Annotated in this window: 14 protein-coding genes; 11 read left to right on the plus strand and 3 right to left on the minus strand. The window is 71.7% G+C overall.

The features are described 5' to 3' along the window. Nucleotides 1-283 precede the first annotated feature (283 nt). The 7 genes from dnaK (at nt 284) to ACIBFB_RS07430 (ending at nt 8,184) form a co-directional block, all read left to right on the plus strand. On the plus strand, nt 284-2,128 hold the full coding sequence (gene dnaK, locus ACIBFB_RS07400) for a molecular chaperone DnaK (protein WP_397227292.1): 1,845 nt from the start codon (nt 284-286) through the stop codon (nt 2,126-2,128). Between the two features lie 44 nt (nt 2,129-2,172). Further along, complete coding sequence (gene grpE / locus ACIBFB_RS07405; RefSeq protein ID WP_397227294.1) at nt 2,173-2,880, plus strand: nucleotide exchange factor GrpE; 708 nt, start codon at nt 2,173-2,175, stop codon at nt 2,878-2,880. A gap of 207 nt (nt 2,881-3,087) precedes the next feature. Beyond that, on the plus strand, nt 3,088-4,245 hold the full coding sequence (gene dnaJ, locus ACIBFB_RS07410; RefSeq protein ID WP_397227296.1) for a molecular chaperone DnaJ: 1,158 nt from the start codon (nt 3,088-3,090) through the stop codon (nt 4,243-4,245). Then, complete coding sequence (locus ACIBFB_RS07415; RefSeq protein ID WP_397227298.1) at nt 4,242-4,742, plus strand: heat shock protein transcriptional repressor HspR; 501 nt, start codon at nt 4,242-4,244, stop codon at nt 4,740-4,742. The genes dnaJ and ACIBFB_RS07415 overlap by 4 nt, the downstream gene beginning before the upstream one ends. Before the next feature lie 87 nt (nt 4,743-4,829). Continuing rightward, nucleotides 4,830-7,442 (plus strand): ATP-dependent chaperone ClpB, encoded by a 2,613-nt coding sequence (clpB, locus tag ACIBFB_RS07420; RefSeq protein ID WP_397227300.1) that lies wholly within the window; start codon nt 4,830-4,832, stop codon nt 7,440-7,442. Between the two features lie 131 nt (nt 7,443-7,573). Further along, nucleotides 7,574-7,774: a type II toxin-antitoxin system VapB family antitoxin gene (locus ACIBFB_RS07425; protein ID WP_397227302.1), complete on the plus strand. Its 201-nt coding sequence runs from the start codon at nt 7,574-7,576 to the stop codon at nt 7,772-7,774. Next, nucleotides 7,771-8,184, plus strand: coding sequence for a PIN domain nuclease (locus ACIBFB_RS07430; protein WP_397227304.1), 414 nt, complete (start codon nt 7,771-7,773; stop codon nt 8,182-8,184). Before ACIBFB_RS07425 ends, ACIBFB_RS07430 begins: the two co-directional genes overlap by 4 nt. Before the next feature lie 5 nt (nt 8,185-8,189). Here ACIBFB_RS07430 and ACIBFB_RS07435 read toward each other — a convergent pair whose 3' ends face one another. Both ACIBFB_RS07435 and ACIBFB_RS07440 read right to left on the minus strand, forming a co-directional pair. After that, nucleotides 8,190-8,327 (minus strand): hypothetical protein, encoded by a 138-nt coding sequence (locus ACIBFB_RS07435; protein ID WP_397227306.1) that lies wholly within the window; start codon nt 8,325-8,327, stop codon nt 8,190-8,192. Between the two features lie 56 nt (nt 8,328-8,383). After that, entirely contained in the window at nt 8,384-9,370 is a 987-nt protein-coding gene (locus tag ACIBFB_RS07440; RefSeq protein WP_397227308.1) for an NAD-dependent epimerase/dehydratase family protein, read from the minus strand. Nucleotides 9,371-9,529: 159 nt separating this feature from the next. Here ACIBFB_RS07440 and ACIBFB_RS07445 point away from each other — a divergent pair, with 159 nt between their 5' ends. The 4 genes from ACIBFB_RS07445 to ACIBFB_RS07460 all read left to right on the plus strand — a co-directional run bounded on the left by ACIBFB_RS07445 (nt 9,530) and on the right by ACIBFB_RS07460 (nt 18,998). Beyond that, the gene (locus ACIBFB_RS07445) at nt 9,530-10,858 is read left to right on the plus strand and encodes a M20 family metallopeptidase (protein ID WP_397227310.1); all 1,329 of its coding nucleotides are present in this window, start codon (nt 9,530-9,532) and stop codon (nt 10,856-10,858) included. Between the two features lie 226 nt (nt 10,859-11,084). Further along, nucleotides 11,085-11,777, plus strand: coding sequence for a DUF1449 domain-containing protein (locus tag ACIBFB_RS07450; RefSeq protein WP_397227312.1), 693 nt, complete (start codon nt 11,085-11,087; stop codon nt 11,775-11,777). A gap of 136 nt (nt 11,778-11,913) precedes the next feature. After that, a complete protein-coding gene (locus ACIBFB_RS07455) occupies nt 11,914-13,959 on the plus strand; it encodes an SPFH domain-containing protein (protein ID WP_397227314.1) in 2,046 nt (681 codons plus the stop codon). Nucleotides 13,960-13,970: 11 nt separating this feature from the next. Continuing rightward, nucleotides 13,971-18,998 (plus strand): DNA repair ATPase, encoded by a 5,028-nt coding sequence (locus ACIBFB_RS07460; protein WP_397227316.1) that lies wholly within the window; start codon nt 13,971-13,973, stop codon nt 18,996-18,998. Between the two features lie 64 nt (nt 18,999-19,062). On the opposite strand, the gene ACIBFB_RS07465 is transcribed toward ACIBFB_RS07460, so the two are convergent. Beyond that, nucleotides 19,063-19,668 carry a suppressor of fused domain protein gene (locus ACIBFB_RS07465; RefSeq protein WP_397227318.1) on the minus strand — a complete coding sequence of 202 codons (606 nt, stop codon included), beginning with the start codon at nt 19,666-19,668 and terminating at the stop codon, nt 19,063-19,065. Nucleotides 19,669-19,692: the final 24 nt, after the last annotated feature.

A 19,692-nucleotide genomic window follows, 5' to 3' on the forward strand; every position in this document is an offset into this window, starting at 1 on the left:
ATCTGTCACGGAAGGGCACCGCGGGGCATCCGTGACGTGACCGGTTCTCCCGCGCGCCGCCCTCAGGGTTCCCCTGGGCCGGAGTCAAGGATCCCCCCGACTTGGCCCGGGTTTGCGCCATTTCCTCCGTGAAGTCCACCCAGCCGGGAACACCAGGCCTGGGCCGACCGTTGTCCGTGCGTAGACAGCAACTTGAGTCGGGTGGACTCAACTGATTTGACAGCGATCACCTGACGAAGCAAACTTACGTCTGAACGACTCAATCTTGACGGAGGTAGCAACCATGGCTCGTGCGGTCGGAATCGACCTCGGTACGACGAACTCGTGCGTCGCTGTCCTGGAGGGCGGCGAGCCCACGGTCATCGCCAACGCCGAGGGCTCCCGCACCACCCCCTCCGTCGTCGCCTTCGCCAAGAACGGTGAGGTCCTCGTCGGTGAGGTGGCCAAGCGCCAGGCGGTCACCAACGTCGACCGCACCATCCGCTCGGTCAAGCGCCACATCGGCACCGACTGGACGGTGAAGATCGACGACAAGACCTTCAACCCGCAGCAGATCAGCGCCTTCATCCTCCAGAAGCTCAAGCGCGACGCCGAGGCCTACCTCGGCGAGGACGTCACCGACGCGGTCATCACCGTGCCCGCCTACTTCAGCGACGCCCAGCGCCAGGCCACCAAGGAGGCCGGCACGATCGCGGGCCTGAACGTCCTGCGGATCATCAACGAGCCGACCTCGGCCGCCCTCGCCTACCACCTGGAGAAGGAGGACGAGGCGACGATCCTCGTCTACGACCTCGGCGGCGGCACCTTCGACGTCTCCCTCCTGGAGGTCGGCGACGGCGTCGTGGAGGTCAAGGCGACCAACGGCGACAACCACCTCGGCGGCGACGACTGGGACCAGGCGGTCGTCGACTGGCTGGTCGAGCGGTTCAAGAACGCCAACGGCGTGGACCTGTCCAAGGACAAGATGGCCCTGCAGCGCCTGCGCGAGGCCGCGGAGAAGGCCAAGATCGAGCTCTCCAGCTCCAGCGAGTCGGTCATCAACCTGCCCTACATCACGGCCTCGGCCGAGGGCCCGCTGCACCTGGACGAGAAGCTCACCCGCGCCGAGTTCCAGCGCCTGACCTCCGACCTGGTCGAGCGGACCAAGACGCCGTTCCAGCAGGTCATGAAGGACGCCGGGATCCAGCTCAGCGGCATCGACCACGTGGTCCTGGTCGGCGGTTCCACCCGCATGCCCGCCATCGCGGACCTGGTCAAGGAGATGACCGGCGGCAAGGAGCCCAACAAGGGCGTCAACCCGGACGAGGTCGTGGCCGTCGGCGCCGCGCTCCAGGCCGGTGTGCTCAAGGGCGAGGTCAAGGACGTCCTGCTGCTGGACGTCACCCCGCTGTCGCTGGGCATCGAGACCAAGGGCGGCGTGTTCACCAAGCTCATCGAGCGCAACACGACCATCCCGACCAAGCGCTCGGAGATCTTCACGACGGCCGACGACAACCAGCCGTCCGTGCAGATCCAGGTCTACCAGGGCGAGCGCGACATCGCCCAGTACAACAAGAAGCTGGGCGTCTTCGACCTGACCGGTCTGCCCCCGGCGCCGCGCGGCGTCCCGCAGATCGAGGTCGCCTTCGACATCGACGCCAACGGCATCGTCAGCGTCACCGCCAAGGACCTGGGCACCGGCAAGGAGCAGTCGGTCACCATCTCCGGCGGTTCGGCGATGTCCAAGGACGACATCGACAAGATGGTCCGCGAGGCCGAGCAGTACGCCGAGGAGGACCGCAAGCGCCGCGAGGAGGCCGAGGTCCGCAACAACGCCGAGTCCCTCGTCTACCAGACCGAGAAGGTCATCAAGGACAACGAGGACAAGATCCCGGCGGACGTGCGCTCCGAGACCGAGGCGGCCGTCGCCGAACTGAAGACCGCCCTGGAGGGCTCCGACGTCGAGGCGATCCGCTCCGCGAGCGAGAAGGTCGCCCTGGCCAGCCAGAAGATCGGTTCCGCGATCTACAGCCAGAGCCAGGAGGGCGCCCCGGCCGACGCCGGGCAGACCTCGTCCGACGCCGACGACGCCGACGTCGTGGACGCCGAGATCGTCGACGAGGACAACGGCAAGGGCCCCCAGGCCTGACGCCGAGGCCGACGGACGAGTGGAGGAAGGAGGGCGCGTCACAGATGGCGCAGTCGGACAAGACCAACGGCTCCGGCGACGGTGAGGAGCACCAGGGACCGGTGATCCGCGACAACCGCCGGATCGACCCGGAGACGGGCCAGGTCCGCGACCCCAAGGCGGCCGAGGCCGCCGCGGAGGCCGACGAGGCCACCGAGGCCGAGGAGACCATCGAGGTCCCCGACACCCCGGAGGCCGTGGTGACCGAGGCGATCAACGCGGACGAGCGGGTCGTCGAGCTCACCAACGACATCAAGCGGGTGCAGGCCGAGTACGCGAACTACCGCAAGCGCGTCGAGCGCGACCGCGTGGCCGTCCGCGAGGTGGCCACCGCCCAGGTCGTCGGCGAGCTGCTGCCGATCCTGGACGACATCGGGCGCGCCCGTGAGCACGACGAGCTCACGGGGGGCTTCAAGGCGGTCGGCGAGGCACTGGAGTCCGTGTCGGCCAAGCTCGGCCTGGAGCGCTACGCGGAGGCGGGCGAGGAGTTCGACCCGAACCTCCACGAGGCGCTCACCCTGGTCCCGGCGCCCGACGTCTCCGTCCAGACGGTGATCGAGGTGTTCCAACCGGGGTACCGCATCGGTGAGAGGATCCTCCGGCCGGCCCGCGTGGTCGTCGGGGACCCCGTCGAGGGCGCCTCGGCCGGGTCGGACGAGACCGGCGACGCCGACGCCTCCTCCGACGGGGGCGAGGAGACGGACGGCAGGTAACGGGTTCGCCCGTGGTTCCGCTCCGGTCGTGTCCGCCGTGTGGACGGCGGGCATGACCGGAGGGACCGGGGGCGTGCTCCCCGGACGCTGCTCGCCGCGCCGCGGAGCACGTGTCCGCGGACCACGCCCCGACCCCGGTTCCGCACGGAGGCGGGACACGTGTAAGCATCGGACGCAACCGGCACCAGCGGGAGAAGGCACCAGTCGATGAGCACCAAGGACTACCTGGAGAAGGACTACTACAAGGTCCTCGGAGTCTCAAAGACCGCCTCGAAGGACGAGATCAAGCAGTCCTACCGCAAGCTCGCCCGGGAGAACCACCCCGACGCGAACACCGACGACCCCAAGGCCGAGGAGCGTTTCAAGGAGATCTCCGAGGCCTACAACGTCCTGTCGGACGACAAGCGGCGCAAGGAGTACGACGAGGCGCGCTCGCTGTTCGGCGGGTCCTACCGTCCGGGCGGCGGCACCGGGCCCGGCGGATTCGACATGGGCGACCTGTTCGGCCAGGGCACCGGCGGCGCGTCCGGCGGCGAGCGGCTGAGCGACCTCTTCGGCGGCCTGTTCGGCGGCCGGGGACGCGGCGGCGGGGGCGGACGCAGCCGCCGCGGCACCGACGTCGAGACCGAGACCACACTGAGCTTCCGCGAGGCGGCCGAGGGCGTGACCCGCTCCTTCCGCCTGTCCAGCGACGCCCCGTGCCCCGCGTGCCGGGGCACCGGCGCCAAGGCGGGCACGGCCCCGCGGATGTGCCCGAAGTGCTCCGGCACCGGGCACGAGAACACCAACCTGGGCGGCTTCTCGCTGTCCGAGCCGTGCGGAGAGTGCAAGGGCCGGGGCCTGGTCGTCGACGACCCCTGCGGCGAGTGCCACGGCAGCGGGCGCGGCAAGAGCACCCGCACCATCCAGACGCGGATCCCCGGCGGCGTGACCGACGGCCAGCGGATCCGGATCAAGGGCAAGGGCGCCCCGGGCGAGCACGGCGGCCCGGCCGGCGACCTGTACGTCGTCGTCCACGTGAAGGAGCACGCGGTGTTCGGTAGGAGCGGCGACAACATCACCATCACCGTGCCGGTGACCTTCCCCGAGGCCGTCCTCGGCGCGGAGGTGCGCGTCCCGACGCTCAACGGGTTCCCGGTGACCGTGAAGGTCCCGCCGGGCACCCCGAACGGGCGCACGCTGCGCGTCCGCGGCAAGGGGGCCAAGCGCAAGGACGGCACCACGGGCGACCTGCTCGTGACCGTCGAGGTCACCGTTCCGACGAATGTCAGCGGCGACGCGCGCGAGGCGCTGGAGAAGTTCCGCGCCGCGACGACCGACCACGACCCGCGCGAGGGACTCGAGGCGCGGGCGAAGGGTGCGTGAACGACGTGAACGACTCCTTCGGCGCCTTCGGCGCCGACGCTCCGGTCTACGTGATCTCGGTGGCCGCGGAGCTGGCCGGGATGCACCCGCAGACCCTGCGGCAGTACGACCGGCTGGGGATCGTGTCACCGGGGCGGACCTCCGGTCGGGGCCGGCGCTACTCCATGCGCGACGTGCAGCTCCTGCGCGAGGTGCAGCGCCTGTCGCAGGAGGAGGGCATCAACCTCGCCGGGATCAAGCGGATCCTGGAGCTCGAACACGAGGTCGAGCAGCTGCGCGAGCAGGTGTTCCACCTGGCCAACGAGTTGGAGGCGGCACGGCGGGCGGTGGCACGGCGCGGGCGCCCCGCTGAGGGCGGGGGCGCGCGCGGCGAGCTGGTGCGCCGCACGCGCGTGACGATCTTCAACACGGCCGAACGGCCGGAGGACGACGGGACCCGGGACTCCGGTTCCGGGCAGGGCGGTTCCCGGCAGGACCGCGACGACGAACAGGACTGACGGGGCTCCGGAACGGCTGCACGGGGGCACGGTCGGCCATGACAAGTCACCCTGGGTGACGGGACTGGTGAAAGGAGTCACCGGACGATGAACTACAAGCTCACGAAGAAGAGCCAGGAGGCCCTGTCGGTGGCCGTCCGGCGCGCGACCGCGGACGGCAGTCCGGAGGTGGACCCGCTCCACCTGCTGGCCGCGCTCCTGGACCAGGCCGAGGGGGTGACCCGCCCGCTGCTCAAGGAGGTGGGCGCCAACCCCGACACGCTCAAGGACCGGGTGGAGGCGGCGATCGACGCGCTGCCGAAGGCGGCCGGGTCGACGGTCAGCTCCCCGAACTCCTCCCGCCAGCTCATCGTGTCGATCAACACCGCGGCCAAGCGCGCCCAGCAGCTGGAGGACGAGTACGTCTCCACCGAGCACCTGCTGGTGGGGCTGGCGACCGACGGCGGCGAGGCCAGGCGGCTGCTCGACGAGGTCGGCGCCACGCCGGAGGCGCTCCTGGACGCGTTCGAGCGGGTGCGCGGATCGGCGAAGGTGACGTCGGAGAACCCCGAGGACACCTACCAGGCGCTGGAGAAGTTCGGCGTCGACCTGACCGAGCGGGCCCGCGAGGGCAAGGTGGACCCGGTGATCGGCCGCGACGGCGAGATCCGCCGCGTCATCCAGGTGCTCAGCCGCCGGACGAAGAACAACCCGGTCCTCATCGGCGAGCCCGGCGTGGGCAAGACCGCGGTCGTGGAGGGGCTGGCCCAGCGGATCGTGGCCGGGGACGTGCCGCAGTCGCTCGTGGGCAAGCGCCTGGTGAGCCTGGACCTGTCCGCGATGGTCGCGGGCGCCAAGTACCGGGGCGAGTTCGAGGAACGGCTCAAGGCGGTGCTCTCGGAGATCAAGGAGTCCGAGGGCCAGATCATCACGTTCATCGACGAACTGCACACCATGGTCGGCGCCGGCGCGGCCGAGGGCGCCATGGACGCGGGCAACATGCTCAAGCCGATGCTGGCGCGCGGCGAGCTGCGGATGGTCGGCGCCACCACGCTGGACGAGTACCGGGAGCGGATCGAGAGGGACCCCGCCCTGGAGCGCCGGTTCCAGCAGGTCATGGTGGGTGAGCCGTCGGCGGCGGACACCATCGCGATCCTGCGCGGGCTCAAGGGCCGCTACGAGGCGCACCACAAGGTGCAGATCGCGGACGCCGCCCTCGTGGCCGCCGCGACCCTGTCCGACCGGTACATCACCGCGCGGTTCCTGCCCGACAAGGCGATCGACCTCATCGACGAGGCCGCGTCCCGGCTGCGGATGGAGATCGACTCCAGCCCGGTGGAGATCGACGAGCTCCGCCGCGCCGTGGACCGCCTCAAGATGGAGGAGCTGGCGCTGGCCAAGGAGTCGGACCAGGCGAGCGTCCAGCGCCTGGAGCGGCTGCGCGCGGACCTCGCCGACCGGCAGGAACAGCTCAACGCGCTCGTCGCCCGCTGGGAGCAGGAGAAGGCGGGCCTCAACCGGGTCGGCGAGCTCAAGGGGCAGCTGGACGACCTGCGCACGCGCGCCGAGCTGGCCGAGCGCGAGGGGGACTTCGCCCAGGCCTCCCGGCTGATGTACGGGGAGATCCCGCAGCTGGAGAAGCAGATCGAGGAGGCCTCCAGCGCGGAGGAGGAGGCCGCGAGCTCGGGCGGCGACACGATGGTCAAGGACGAGGTGGGCGCCGACGAGGTCGCCGACGTCGTCTCCTCGTGGACCGGCATCCCCGTCGGACGGCTGATGGAGGGGGAGACCTCCAAGCTGCTGCGCATGGAGGAGGAGCTGGGTCGGCGGCTGATCGGCCAGAGGGACGCCGTGGCCGCGGTGTCGGACGCGGTGCGGCGCGCCCGCGCGGGGATCTCCGACCCGGACCGGCCCACGGGTTCGTTCCTGTTCCTGGGCCCGACCGGTGTCGGCAAGACCGAGCTGGCCAAGGCGCTGGCGGAGTTCCTGTTCGACGACGAGCGCGCGATCGTGCGGATCGACATGAGCGAGTACTCCGAGAAGCACTCGGTGTCGCGCCTGGTGGGCGCGCCCCCCGGGTACGTGGGGTACGAGGAGGGCGGTCAGCTGACCGAGGCGGTGCGCCGCCGCCCCTACACCGTGGTGCTGCTCGACGAGGTGGAGAAGGCGCACCTGGAGGTGTTCGACACGCTGCTCCAGGTGCTGGACGACGGTCGGCTGACCGACGGCCAGGGCCGCCACGTCGACTTCCGCAACACCATCCTCATCCTCACCTCGAACCTCGGGTCGCAGTTCCTGGTCGACCAGTCGCTGCCGGAGGAGCAGCGCAGGGACCGCGTGATGAACGTGGTGCGGTCGACCTTCAAGCCGGAGTTCCTCAACCGGCTGGACGACGTGATCATGTTCGACGCGCTGTCCACGGAGGACCTGGCGCGGATCGTCGACCTCCAGGTGGAGAAGCTGCGGCGGCGTCTGGCCGACCGCCGCGTGGAGCTGGACGTGACCGCCGGGGCGAGCGAGTGGCTCGCGCTCACGGGCTACGACCCGAACTACGGCGCGCGTCCGCTGCGCCGCCTGGTGCAGTCCTCGATCGGCGACCCGCTGGCCCGGGAGCTGCTGTCGGGTGAGCTGGCCGAGGGGGACACGGTCGTGGTGGACGTCGACGACGGCGCGGACAGGCTGGTCGTGACCCCGGTGCGGGCGCAGGCGCCGGCGGTCTGACCGGCGCGGCACGCGGGGCCCGTCCTCCCGGGAGGGGAGGGCGGGCCCGCGTCGTGCTGTCGCAGACACTGAGCCCACTCAGATGATATCCTTCACTAGGAAGATTCGATATCGGAGAAAGGGATCATGAGATGTCAAGAACGGTCATCGACATTGACGACGACGCCCTGACCGCCGCTGCGGAGGAACTCGGCACCAAGAGCAAGGTGGAGACCGTGAACAGGGCCCTTCGCGAGGTCGCTGCCCGGAGACGGTCGCACGAGTTCCTCGATCTGATCGAGGGCATGGATCTCGACCTGGACCAGCGGACAATGAAGGAAGCCTGGCGTTGACCCTCTACCTCGTGGACAAGTCGGCCTACGAGCTGGTGAAGCGGAGCCCGGAGGCCAAGGAAGCACTCCGGGCTCTCGTCTCACCCGGCAACGCGATCGCCATGTGCGAGATGATCGCGCTGGAGCTGCTGTACTCGGCCAGGAACACGACCGACTACGAGCGTCTCCGCGCCGGATACGAACGGCTGCCATGGTTGGCGACGGACCACCGGGCGATGCGGCGTGCGATCGAGGTGCAGCACGAGCTCGCCCGCAAGGGCCAGCACCGCCGCCCTCTGCCCGACCTCATCATCGCGGCGACGGCGGAGACGCATGGGGCAACGATCGTCCACTACGACAAGGACTACGACCTCATCGCCGCCATCACCGGCCAGCCCACCTCGTGGATCGTCTCCGCCGGGACGGTCTGACACAGTCAGTTCTCGTCCTCCAGGGCGTGCACGTCCTCACGCGTGATCACCGTGCCCAGGTGGACCACGGGCAGGCCGGTCTCCACACCGCGGGACACCGCACCCGCGCCGCCACAGGTCGGATCTCGACGGTCGTCACACATGCTCGAATCCTTGCATCCGCGCCCCGGCGTCGGCTGGGCGCACGGATCGGCCGACCTCAGCGCCCGAGCAGCTTCGCCTCCACCTCCGGGTCCAGGCCGACCGCGGGCCGGTCGGCCCGCCGCGGCGCCTCGCCGCCCAGGGCACGCAGCCACGACCAGGTGTCCGCGACGGTCTCACCGACCGGGCGGCAGCGCAGGCCGGTGGCGAGGGCGCGCGACACGTCGCCCCGGTGCAGGGTGTCGTACAGCTCGCCGGGCGGCAGCCAGATCGGCAGCTCCGTCCAGGGCTGGACGCCCGCGTCGAGGATCCGCCGGGGGTCGGTCCAGACCAGCTCGGCGTCGGAGCCCGTGGCCGCGGTGCACGCCTCCAGCAGCGCGCCCATCGTGGTGTGGCCGGGCGGACTCACCAGGTTGTACGGGCCGCCCAGGCCCGACTCGACGGCGTCGAGGATCCAGGCGGCCATGTCGCGGACGTCGATGTACTGGAGCGGGAGGTCGCGCGGGCCCGGGGCCAGGACGCGGCCGCCCCGGGCGATCCGGTCGAGCCACCAGGGCAGGCGCCCGATGTTCTCGTACGGGCCGATGATGAGCCCGGCGCGCGCGAACAGCGCCCGGTCGCCGAAGACCGCCTCCACCGCGAGCTCCCCGCCCCGCTTGGCGCGCGCGTAGTCGGCGGCGTCGCCGTCCTCGGGCGAGCCCTCCACGACCGGCCCGTCCTCGTCCAGCCCCGCGGCGGCCGGGTAGGTGTACACGGACCGGCTGGAGACGTACGCGTAGTGGCCGACCCGCCCGTCGAGCAGGCGCGCCGACGCCGCGACGGCCGAGGGCGCGCCCGACCACGTGTCGACGACCGCGTCCCACTCCCCCGACCCCAGCTCCGCGAGCCCGCCCGCCCCGGTCCGGTCGCCGTGCAGGACGGCCACGCCCCCGGGGGCCGGATGGCGGCCGCGGTGGAACACGGTGACGTCCCAGCCCCTGCCGAGGGCCGCCTCGACGACGGCCCTGCCCACGAACGCGGTGCCGCCCAGCATCAGAAGTCTCATGTCCGGCAGTCTGGCGGTTCGCCGGGGCGAAGGCCAGACCTTGCTGCCGTCAGCAGAAGCGCGGCGGCGCGGGCACCCGGGGAACAGCGTTTGCCCGCGCTTACACCAACCGGGAGGAAGCCCGGTCTAGCGTGGACAACGCCGCCGGGGGGAGGAGCGATGAGTCGGACCGTGACGGACGTGGAGTCGCTGTGGGAGGCCGTCGACCGGCACACGGCGGCGATCGGGTCGAAGCTCGTCGGCTGGCGCCACCACCTGCACGCGCACCCCGAACTGCCCAACCGGGAGCGGGACACCGCCGCCCTCATCACCCGCCACCTGTGCTCGCTGAACCTGGACGAGGTCCGGACGGGTGTGGCCGGGTACGGCGTCGTCGGCGTCCTCAGGGGCGGCCTGCCCGGCGACCGGGCCGTCGCGCTGCGCGCCGACATCGACGCCCTTCCCGTCAGGGAGGACAGCGGTGTCGACTTCGCCTCCACCGTCGTCGACGAGGACTACCCCGGCGGGCCGTTCCCGGTGGCGCACGCGTGCGGCCACGACTGCCACACGGCGATGCTCATGGGCGCCGCCGAGGTCCTGTCCGACCTGCGCTCGGAGCTCCCGGGCACGGTGCTCTTCGTCTTCCAGCCCGCCGAGGAGGGCCCTCCGGTGGACGAGGTCGGCGGCGCGCGCGCCATGGTCGCCTCCCCGGCTCTGCTGGACCCCGCCCCGACCATGGTGTTCGGCCTGCACGTGGTCCCGCTGCCCACGGGCATCGTCGGCTACCGGGTCGGCCGCCTGCTGGCCGCGTCCTGCCTGGTGAAGATCACCGTCCGGGGCCAGCAGGTGCACGGGTCGATGCCGTGGCTGGGCGTGGACCCGATGCCGCCGGCCGCCGAGATCGTCTCCGCCTGCGGCCAGCTCTACCGGCAGGTCCCGGCGACCTCGCCGATCACCGTGTCCATCGGGCACGTGGAGGACGTGGGCCGGTTCAACGTCATCGGCGCCTCGGTGGTCCTGTGGGGCACCGTCCGGTGCCTCGACGCGTCCGACATGGACACCGTGCGCGGCCGTCTGCGCCGCGCCGCCGAGCACATCGCGCTGGCCCACGGATGCACGGCCGACGTCGAGTACCTCCAGAGCGTGCCCCCGGTGGAGAACACGCCCAGCTGGACGTCGGCGGTCCTGCCCACCCTGAGGCGGGTGGTCGGGGAGGGCCGGGTCAAGCGGACCGAGGCGGTCCTCGGCTACGACGACGTGTCGGAGCTGATCGACGCCTTCGGCGGGGTCTTCGTGCTGCTCGGCTGCCAGGACACCGAGTACGTCGGGGGCGCGCTGCGCGCGATCCCCGGGCAGCGGGGCGCGGCCACCAACCACGACCCCGCCTTTTACGCGGACGACTCGGTCCTGGCCACGGGGACACGGCTGTACTCCCACGTCGCCGTCGACCACGTGGCCGGACGCCTGGACCCGGCCCTGGTGGAACAGCCCGGCCCGCCCCCGTTCTAGGCGGCGTCGGCCGTTCCCCCGTCGTGCGCCCGGTGAACGCGACCGACGCGTCCCCGGGGTTCGTCTCGCGGCTTCGGCGTGGCCACAAGCGGACACATCCGACCCTCGGGGCCGTTCTGAACTGGGGGGTTCGGTAGAGTCCGGGACGGTTCGGCGTTCGCGACCGCCCCCTGTGGCCGCCGCCCCGAACCACGGCAGCGGAGTTCACGGGGGAGGAGGGCGGCCGATGGGACTTTTCCTGAGCACCGCCTTCGGTTTCCCCACCGCGCTGTTCACCCCGCTGCTGGTCGTCGCCGCCCTCTACTGGGTGTTCGTGGTGATCGGCGCGGCCGACACCGAACTCCTCGACGGCGTGGACGCCGACGGCGAGGCCACCGGCCTGAGCGCGCTCATGACCCGGGCCGGGCTCCTGGGGAACGCGGGGCGGTCTGCCGCGCGCGGGCGCGACGCCGAGCGGTCGGGGCGCGCCCCGGTCACCGTCTCGCTCACCCTGATGGTGTGCGTGGCCTGGTTCGTGAGCATGATGGGCGGCATCATGACCAGCCTCCTCGAAACCACGTCCACCCCCCTGCTGCTCGCCCTCGGCGCCGTGGTCCTCCTGATCGCGCTGGTCGCCGCGTGGGCGGTCACCAGCGGACTGGTGATGGCCGTCGCCCGGTTCCTGCCCGGCGGGCGCGGCGACTCCAAACACGACCTGGTCGGCCGCACGTGCGTGATCCGCATCGGCGAGGCCACCGGGGACTTCGGCCGCGCCGGGATCACCACCGACGCCGGAGCCGAGATCTCCGTCGACGTCCGCACCACCGGCGGCGAGGTCCTGCCCCCGGGCAGCACCGCCCTGATCTTCGAGCACGACCGGGACCACGACGTCTTCCTGGTCACCGGCTTCGACGCCGCCCTCGATCCCGGCCGGGACTGATCCCGGCCCCGCGGAACCGTTCCGCTGACCGCCACGTCAGATCCACACGAGCGCCCCGGACGCGGTCCCCGCCGCACGCCCCTCCCCCGGCGCACGTCGCAGCCCCCGCACGTCATGTGAACAAGGAGACCCCCACGTGTTGTCGAGCGCCACGACCACCGGGCAGGAGGCGACCAGCGCGGCCTTCCTGACCGTCGGCGTCGCCCTGGCCGTCGGAATCGTCGTCCTCCTCGCCCTGATGCTCATGGTCACGCGGCTCTTCCGGAAGGTCGAGCAGGGCAAGGCCCTGATCATCTCCAAGCTCCGCGACGTCCACGTCACCTTCACCGGCGCGATCGTCCTCCCGGTCCTCCACAAGGCCGAGGTCATGGACATCTCGCTCAAGACGCTGACCCTGGACCGACGCGGACGCGAGGGTCTGACCTGCAAGGACAACATCCGAGCGGACATCCGGGTCTACTTCTACGTCCGGGTGAACGAGACCGCCGAGGACGTCAAGAAGGTCGCCAAGTCCATCGGCACCGAGCGCGCCAGCGACCAGGACACCCTCCAGGAGCTGTTCAACTCCAAGTTCTCCGAGGCGCTCAAGACCGTCGGCAAGCAGTTCGACTTCGAGGAGCTGTTCACCCAGCGCGAGCAGTTCCGCCACGCGATCGTCTCGCTCATCGGCACCGACCTCAACGGCTACAGCCTGGAGGACGTGGCCATCGACGAGCTGGAGCAGACCCCGCTGCACCAGCACGACGCCAACAACATCCTCGACGCGCAGGGCATCAGCAAGATCACCGAGCGCACGTCGAGGGAGCACAAGCGCACCAACGAGTTCGAGAACGACCGCAAGAAGGAGATCGACCGGCAGAACACCGAGACCGCCGAGACCCTCGCCGAGCTGGAGAAGCGGCGCGAGGAGGCCGCCGCCAAGGCCAAGCGCGAGATCGAGATCATCCGCGCCCGCGAGGAGGCCGAGACCGCGCGCGTCCAGGCCGAGGAGCGGCTCAAGGCCGAGACCGCCAACATCCGCACGAGCGAGGCGCTGGGCGTCCAGCACCAGAACCAGCAGCGTGAGATCGCGGTCGCCGAGAAGAACCGCGAGCGCGTCATCGCCATCGAGTCCGAGCGGATCGAGAAGGACCGCCTGCTGGAGGTCATCGGCCGCGAGCGCGAGACCGAGCTGTCCCGCATCGCCAAGGACAAGGAGGTCGAGGGCCAACGGCGCGAGGTCGCCGACGTCGTCCGCGAGCGGGTCGCCGTCGACCGCACCGTCGCCGAGCAGGAGGAGGCGATCAAGCGGCTGCGCGCGGTCGAGGAGGCCGAGCGCACACGCCAGGCGATCATCATCCAGGCCGAGGCCGAGGCCCAGGAGAACCTGGTCAAGGACATCAAGGCCGCCGAGGCGGCCGAGGCGGCGGCCAAGCACCGCGCCGCCGAGGAGCTGACCCTCGCCGAGGCCCGCCAGCAGGCCGCCGAACTGGACACCCGCGCCAAGATCCGTCTCGCCGAGGGCCTCCAGGCCGAGGCCGCCGCGGCCGGTCTGGCCGAGGTCCAGGTCCGCGAACAGGACGCCGAGGCGATCGAGAAGGTCGGCCGCGCCGAGGCCGTCGTGGCCCGCGAGAAGGCGGAGGCCGAGGCCCAGGCCATCGAGAAGAAGCTGCGCGCCGAGGCCGCGGGGCTCAACGACAAGGCCGGGGCCATGGCCGCCCTGGACCAGGTCAGCCGCGAGCACGAGGAGTACCGCCTGCGGCTGGAGGCCGAGAAGGAGGTCCGCCTGGCCGGGATCGACGTGCACCGCCAGGTCGCCGAGGCCCAGGCCGCCGTTCTGGCCTCCGGGCTGGAGAGCGCCGACATCAGCATCGTCGGCGGGGACGGCGCCTTCTTCGACCGGATGGTCAACTCGATCGGACTGGGCAAGGCCGTGGACGGCTTCGTCGGCAGCTCCGAGACCGTCCAGGCCCTCGGCAACGGCTTCCTCAACGGCGAGACCGACCTCGGCGCCGAGCTGCGCCGGTTCCTGTCGTCCGTCGACTCCGAGGACGTCAAGAACCTCACCGTCTCCGCCCTGCTGGTCAAGCTCATCGGAGCGGGCGGACCGCAGGCCGACAAGCTCGGCCAGCTGCTCGGCAAGGCCCGTGAACTGGGTGTGGACACCCTCCCCGTGACCGCGCTCGCCCCCGTGAAGCAGTGAGGCGGCCCTCCGTGACCGAGGCCCAGTCCCAGGAGACCGCGAGCCCCGGACCGGACGCCGAGGACGCGCGGACGCTGGACGCGGGCACCTACGAGGTGCTCCGCGCCCGGCTCCGCGAACAGACCGGCGAGCTGGCCCGGCGGACCGAGGCCCTCAACGCCCGCCGCCTGGAGGTGTTCGGCGGGTCGGACATGACCCTGCTGGGCACCGAACGCATCCGCACCGAGCACAACTGCGTGCCCCGGGACATCATCAGCGTCGGGCGCTCCGTCGGCGACGGCGCCGACGGGGACATGATCCTGTTCGGCTACAACGTCTTCATCGGCCTGCGGCGGGAGACGCGCGTCCGCGACGTGTTCTCCGTGCACCGGCACGAGCACGGGGACGACGCTTTCGCGTTCGTCCCCGCGCCCGAGGACGCCGTCCCCGGGCTGCTGTCCGACGAGGCGTTCCAGCAGGACTTCGCGCAGCTGTACCGCTACTACCGGGACACCCGGCTGCTGCAGCTGCGCCGCGTGGAGGACCGTCTGCTGGCGGTGTTCCAGACCGGGCCGAACACGGAGGACGTGCGCGTGCTCCGGTGGGCGGTCTCGCCCACCGGCACGCTGTCCTACCTCGACAGCCGCGGCGAACGCGACCACGTGCGCCCTCCGTCGCACGACTTCACGTGGACGGAGACCACCCGCGAGGACCACGTGTCGGGCCGCCACCCGCACATCTCGATCCTCGACGAGCTGTTCGTGGAGACGGTCAACGGCGACCTCACGATCAAGGTGGAGAACAACACCGAGGTCGGCGAGGGGATCTACAGCGAACCGGTCGACGAGCCGCTGCAGAGCCTGGCCGACGCGTCGGTCCACTACGCGCGGGTCGGCGCTCTCGTCCTCCTGCGCGTCCTGCCCTACAACGAGACCGCGTGGCGCCACCTGGTCTTCAACACCCGCACCAGGGAGGTCGTGCGGCTCGACGGCGTCGGCCAGGCGTGCCAGCGCCTGCCCGACGACCAGGGCCTCATCTTCCCCGGCGGGTACCACCTGACCACGGGCGCCGTCCGCACGTTCGACACCGACGTCACCGACCTGGAGTTCGAGCGGGTCGTCCGCTCGCCCAACGGCGAGGACGTGCTGTACGTCTTCCACTCCCCGGCGGACGGCCGCAGTCTGCTGCTGTCGTACAACACCATCCGCAAGGAGGTCGCCAACCCGATCGTCTGCCACGGGTACTCCCTGTTCGACGACGGCACGATGACCGTCTTCCGGGAGACCTCGGACGAGCCCACCCGCGTGCACCCGATGCAGGTGTGGCGGACGCCGTACGTCTCCGACGTGTACGCGGCGGCCCAGCCGGCGGGCACGGGCCCGCTGGAGCGGATCGGCAACGCCGAGCTGGTGCGGGGCGTGTCCGAATGCCTGTCCGTCGCCCGGATCGCCAGTGACATGAGCCCGTCCACCGGGGTCTTCGAGGCGATCATCGCGTCGTGCCGCCGGGTGGCCGACCGGTTCCACTGGCTGGGCGACGGGGAGCTGGGCGACCTCGCCTCGCCGCTGGCCGAGGTGCGCGCCACCGCCGAGCGGGTGCTGGAGGAGTACGAGACCGTCCAGGCCCTGACGCGGCAGTCCGCCGACGCCCTCGCGGAGACCGAGGCGCGGGTGACGACGCTCATCCGCACCTCGCGCGGTGAGACCCCCCGGTCGGCGGAGGGCTGGGTGACCCGGCTGACCGGGCTGCGCCGCGCGCAGGGGCAGGCCGCCACGCTCGGCGAGACGCGCTACGTCGACACCGAACGCCTGGCCGGACTGGACGCGCGGCTGACCGAGGAGATCGGCGCGGTCGGCCGGCGCACGGTGGCCTTCCTCGAACAGGACGGCGCGTTCGACGGCTACCACGCCGAGGTCGCGCGGCTGGTCGAGGAGGCCGGGGGGATCGACGCGGTCAGCGCCGCGACGGCCGTCGGCGAGCGGATCGAGGAGCGCGCCGAGGGCCTCCAGGTGGTCACCGAGACCGTCGGTTCGCTCGACATCGGGGACGCGCGCGTGCGGACCCGGATCCTGGAGCGGATCAGCGAGGTCCTGGCCGGGGTCAACCGGGCCCGGGCCACCCTGGAGGCGCGCCGCGGGGAACTGCTGGCCAGGGAGGGCCGGGCCGAGTTCGCCGCCGAGTTCTCGCTGCTGGGCCAGGCGATCACCGGGGCGCTGGCCGCCGCCGACACCCCCGACCGGTGCGACGAACAGCTCGGACGGATCATGCTCCAGGTCGAGAACCTGGAGTCGCGGTTCGCCGAGTTCGACGACTTCCTCGCGGAGCTCTCGGACAAGCGCGAGGACGTCTACGAGGCGTTCTCCACCCGCAAGCAGTCGCTCGTGGACGAGCGCGCCCGCCGGGCCGACCGGCTGGCCACGTCCGCCGCCCGGGTCCTGGAGGGCGTGCACCGCAGGGTGGCCGCGCTCCCCACCCTGGAGGACGTCAACACCTACTTCGCCTCCGACGCGATGGTCGCGCGGCTGCGGCGCACCGTCGGGGAGATGCGCGAGCTCGGCGACAGCGTGCGCGCCGAGGAGCTGGAGGGGCGGATCCTGTCGGCCCGCCAGGAGGCAGGGCGGGCGCTGCGGGACCGGACCGACCTGTTCGAGGGCGGGCCGGGCGGCGAGACGATCCGGCTGGGGCGGCACCGGTTCGCGGTCAACACCCAGCCGATCGACCTCACGCTCACCCCGCACGGCGGGGAGATGGCGGTCGTGCTCACCGGCACCGACTTCCGCGAACCGGTCACGGACGCGGCCTTCGGTCGGACCCGCCACCTGTGGAACCGGCTGCTGGTCTCCGAGAGCGACGACGTCTACCGGGCGGAGTACCTGGCGACGTCGATCCTGGCCGCGGCCGAGGAGGGCGCGGACGGGCTCAGCCTCGACGCCCTGGCCGAGGCGGGCGTGCACGCTGAGAACGGGTCGCTGCTGGAGCTGGTGCGCGGCGTCGCCGAGAACCGCTACGACGAGGGCTACGAGCGCGGCGTGCACGACCACGACGCCGCCCTGATCCTGTCCGCGCTGCTCAGACTGCGCGCCGGGGCGGGTCTGCTGCGGTACCCGGGCGCCGTGCGGGCGGTGACGCAGCTGTTCTGGGCCTACGGCGCGGGCGAGGAGGACCGGTCGGCGTGGCGCACGCGCGCGGGATCGCTGGCCCGGGCCCGCGCGGTGTTCGGCGCGCGGCGCTCGGCGGCGGTCGACGCGCTCCGCGCGGAGCTGGCCGGGGGCGTGGACGCCTTCCTCACCGAGACCGGACTGTTCCAGGACACCGACCTGGAGCTGGTGGGCGAGTACCTGTTCGAGGAGCTGGCCGAGGGGTCGCGGACGGCGGCGGGCTTCGTCACCGGCGCGGGCGCGCGGACGCTGCTCGACCGGTTCCACCGCGCGTTGGGCAGTACGCGGGAGACCACGCGCAAGGCGTTCGAGGACGACCTGCGGGCGTTGGAGGGCGACCTGTCGGCGCGGCACCAGCTGGTGACCGCGTGGCTGGAGGCGTTCGCGGGCACGCTCGACGCGGTGGATCCGGGCGACCTGCCCGAGGCGGCGGCGCTCGAGCTGACCGGCTCCGCCGTGGACCGGTACGAGTCCTCCGCCTCCGTGCACGAGACGGTGACGGGCCTGCTCGGCGCGCATCCGCGGGTGCGCGAGCGGTCCCTGGACGTGCGGTTGGACGAGATCCTGCCGCGCACGCGGTCGTTCCGCACGCGGGACGTCCCCGAGTTCCGGGACTTCCAGCGGCGCCGCAACGCGCTGGTGGCCGCCGAGCGCGAGCGGCTGCGCCTGGAGGAGTTCCGGCCGAAGGTGATGAGCGGGTTCGTCCGGAACCGGCTGCTCGACGAGGCGTACCTGCCGCTGATCGGCGACAACCTGGCCAAGCAGCTGGGCGCGTCCGGCGACGGCAAGCGGACCGACCAGAGCGGGCTGCTGCTGCTCATCTCGCCGCCCGGGTACGGCAAGACCACGTTGATGGAGTACGTGGCGAGCCGCCTGGGCCTGGTGTTCGTCAAGGTCAACGGGCCGGCGCTGGGGCACGGCGTGACCTCGCTCGATCCGGACGAGGCGCCCGACGCCACGTCGCGGCAGGAGGTCGAGAAGATCTCCTTCGCGCTGGAGATGGGCAACAACGCGCTGCTGTACCTGGACGACATCCAGCACACCAACCCCGAGCTGCTCCAGAAGTTCATCTCGCTCTGCGACGGTCAGCGTCGGATGGAGGGCGTGTGGAACGGCCGGACGCGCACCTACGACCTGCGCGGGAAGCGGTTCGCGGTGTGCATGGCCGGCAACCCGTACACGGAGCAGGGCAAGCGGTTCCGCATCCCGGACATGCTGGCCAACCGCGCGGACGTGTACAACCTGGGCGACGTGCTGTCCGGCAAGGAGGAGATGTTCGCGCTCAGCTACGTCGAGAACGCGCTCACCTCCAACGCCACGCTGTCCCCGCTGTCCACGCGCGACCGGGAGGACGTGTACACGTTCGTGCGCATGGCCGAGGGCGACGCGTCGGTGGGCGCGGACCGGCTGCGGCACCCGTACTCGGCGGCCGAGGTGGACCGGATCGTGTCGGTGCTGCGCAAGACGCTGCGCGTGCGCGAGGTGGTGCTGGCCAACAACCAGGCCTACATCGCCTCGGCGGGGCAGTCGGAGGACGCGCGCACGGAGCCGCCGTTCCAGCTCCAGGGGTCGTACCGGAACATGAACCGGTTGGCGGAGAAGATCGTGCCGGTGATGAACGACGCCGAGGTGGAGGCCGCGATCGACGACCACTACCTGGGCGAGGCGCAGACCCTGACGTCCGGGGCGGAGGCCAACCTGCTCAAGCTCGCGGAGCTGCGCGGAGTGCTGACGCCCGAGCAGGAGGCCCGGTGGGCCGAGGTCAAGGAGGCGTTCCGCCGGAGCCGCGCGCTGGGCGGGGCAGGGGACGACCCGATGACGCGGGCGATCGGCGCGATGGGGCTGCTCGCCGACCGGGTGGGGTCGATCGGCACGGCCATCGACCGCGCGGCCGGGAGGTAGGTCCGCTCGGACGGACGCGGGCCGCCGCCCCGGCCGGGGCGGCGGCCCGGCGGCGTCGGGGCGGTCAGAGGCGGACCGGCTCGCGCCCGGGGTCCGTGAGCAGTCTCGGGTCGCGTTCGCGCAGGAGCGCGACGAGCGGGGCGGCCGTCCCCGCCTCCTGCGCGTCCGCGCCCTCGGCGGCGAGCAGACCCACGAGCTGGAAGAACATGACCAGCCCGTTCTCCGTGTCCATGGCGCGGACCTCGACGTCGGGGACGATGACCAGCGACGTCATGTCACCGTTCGCGGGTTCTCCGCCGAGCGGTGACGGGGTGACGATCCAGTGGCCGACGTCCAGGTCGCTGCCAGCGAGGAAGCGTTCGGCCAGCGCGTGCAGGACGCGCAGGATCCAGGCGGGCACGGAGCGGTCGGCGGGGTCGCGGGGGATCCGGCAGGTGAACTCGAACCCCGCGCCGGAGATCCGCTTCTCCTCGCTGGTCTTCTCGCCCAGCTCCGTCAGGCCGAAGGTCACCAGGAGCCAGTGCCCCTCCAGGGGGTAGGCGAGGACTCCGTCCAGCCCTTCCCCGCCCTGGCCGTCCGCGGCGAACTGGATGGTCAGCGGTTGGACGTCGGGGTACCGCCGCGCCCACTCCTCGTAGATCCGGGTGAGCCCGGGCAGCATCTCCAGCATGGTGTCGTGGCTCCCCACATCAGG

It is taken from the genome of Nocardiopsis sp. NPDC050513 (assembly GCF_044457925.1).
Classification (GTDB): domain Bacteria; phylum Actinomycetota; class Actinomycetes; order Streptosporangiales; family Streptosporangiaceae; genus Nocardiopsis.

Coding starts and splice junctions, on each gene's coding strand:
- ACIBFB_RS07435 (WP_397227306.1), bottom strand. CDS start 8,327: ATGTGTGACGACCGTCGAGATCCGACCTGTGGCGGCGCGGGTGCGGTG.
- dnaK (WP_397227292.1), top strand. CDS start 284: ATGGCTCGTGCGGTCGGAATCGACCTCGGTACGACGAACTCGTGCGTC.
- dnaJ (WP_397227296.1), top strand. CDS start 3,088: ATGAGCACCAAGGACTACCTGGAGAAGGACTACTACAAGGTCCTCGGA.
- ACIBFB_RS07440 (WP_397227308.1), bottom strand. CDS start 9,370: ATGAGACTTCTGATGCTGGGCGGCACCGCGTTCGTGGGCAGGGCCGTC.
- grpE (WP_397227294.1), top strand. CDS start 2,173: ATGGCGCAGTCGGACAAGACCAACGGCTCCGGCGACGGTGAGGAGCAC.
- ACIBFB_RS07450 (WP_397227312.1), top strand. CDS start 11,085: ATGGGACTTTTCCTGAGCACCGCCTTCGGTTTCCCCACCGCGCTGTTC.
- ACIBFB_RS07425 (WP_397227302.1), top strand. CDS start 7,574: ATGTCAAGAACGGTCATCGACATTGACGACGACGCCCTGACCGCCGCT.
- clpB (WP_397227300.1), top strand. CDS start 4,830: ATGAACTACAAGCTCACGAAGAAGAGCCAGGAGGCCCTGTCGGTGGCC.
- ACIBFB_RS07465 (WP_397227318.1), bottom strand. CDS start 19,668: ATGCTGGAGATGCTGCCCGGGCTCACCCGGATCTACGAGGAGTGGGCG.
- ACIBFB_RS07445 (WP_397227310.1), top strand. CDS start 9,530: ATGAGTCGGACCGTGACGGACGTGGAGTCGCTGTGGGAGGCCGTCGAC.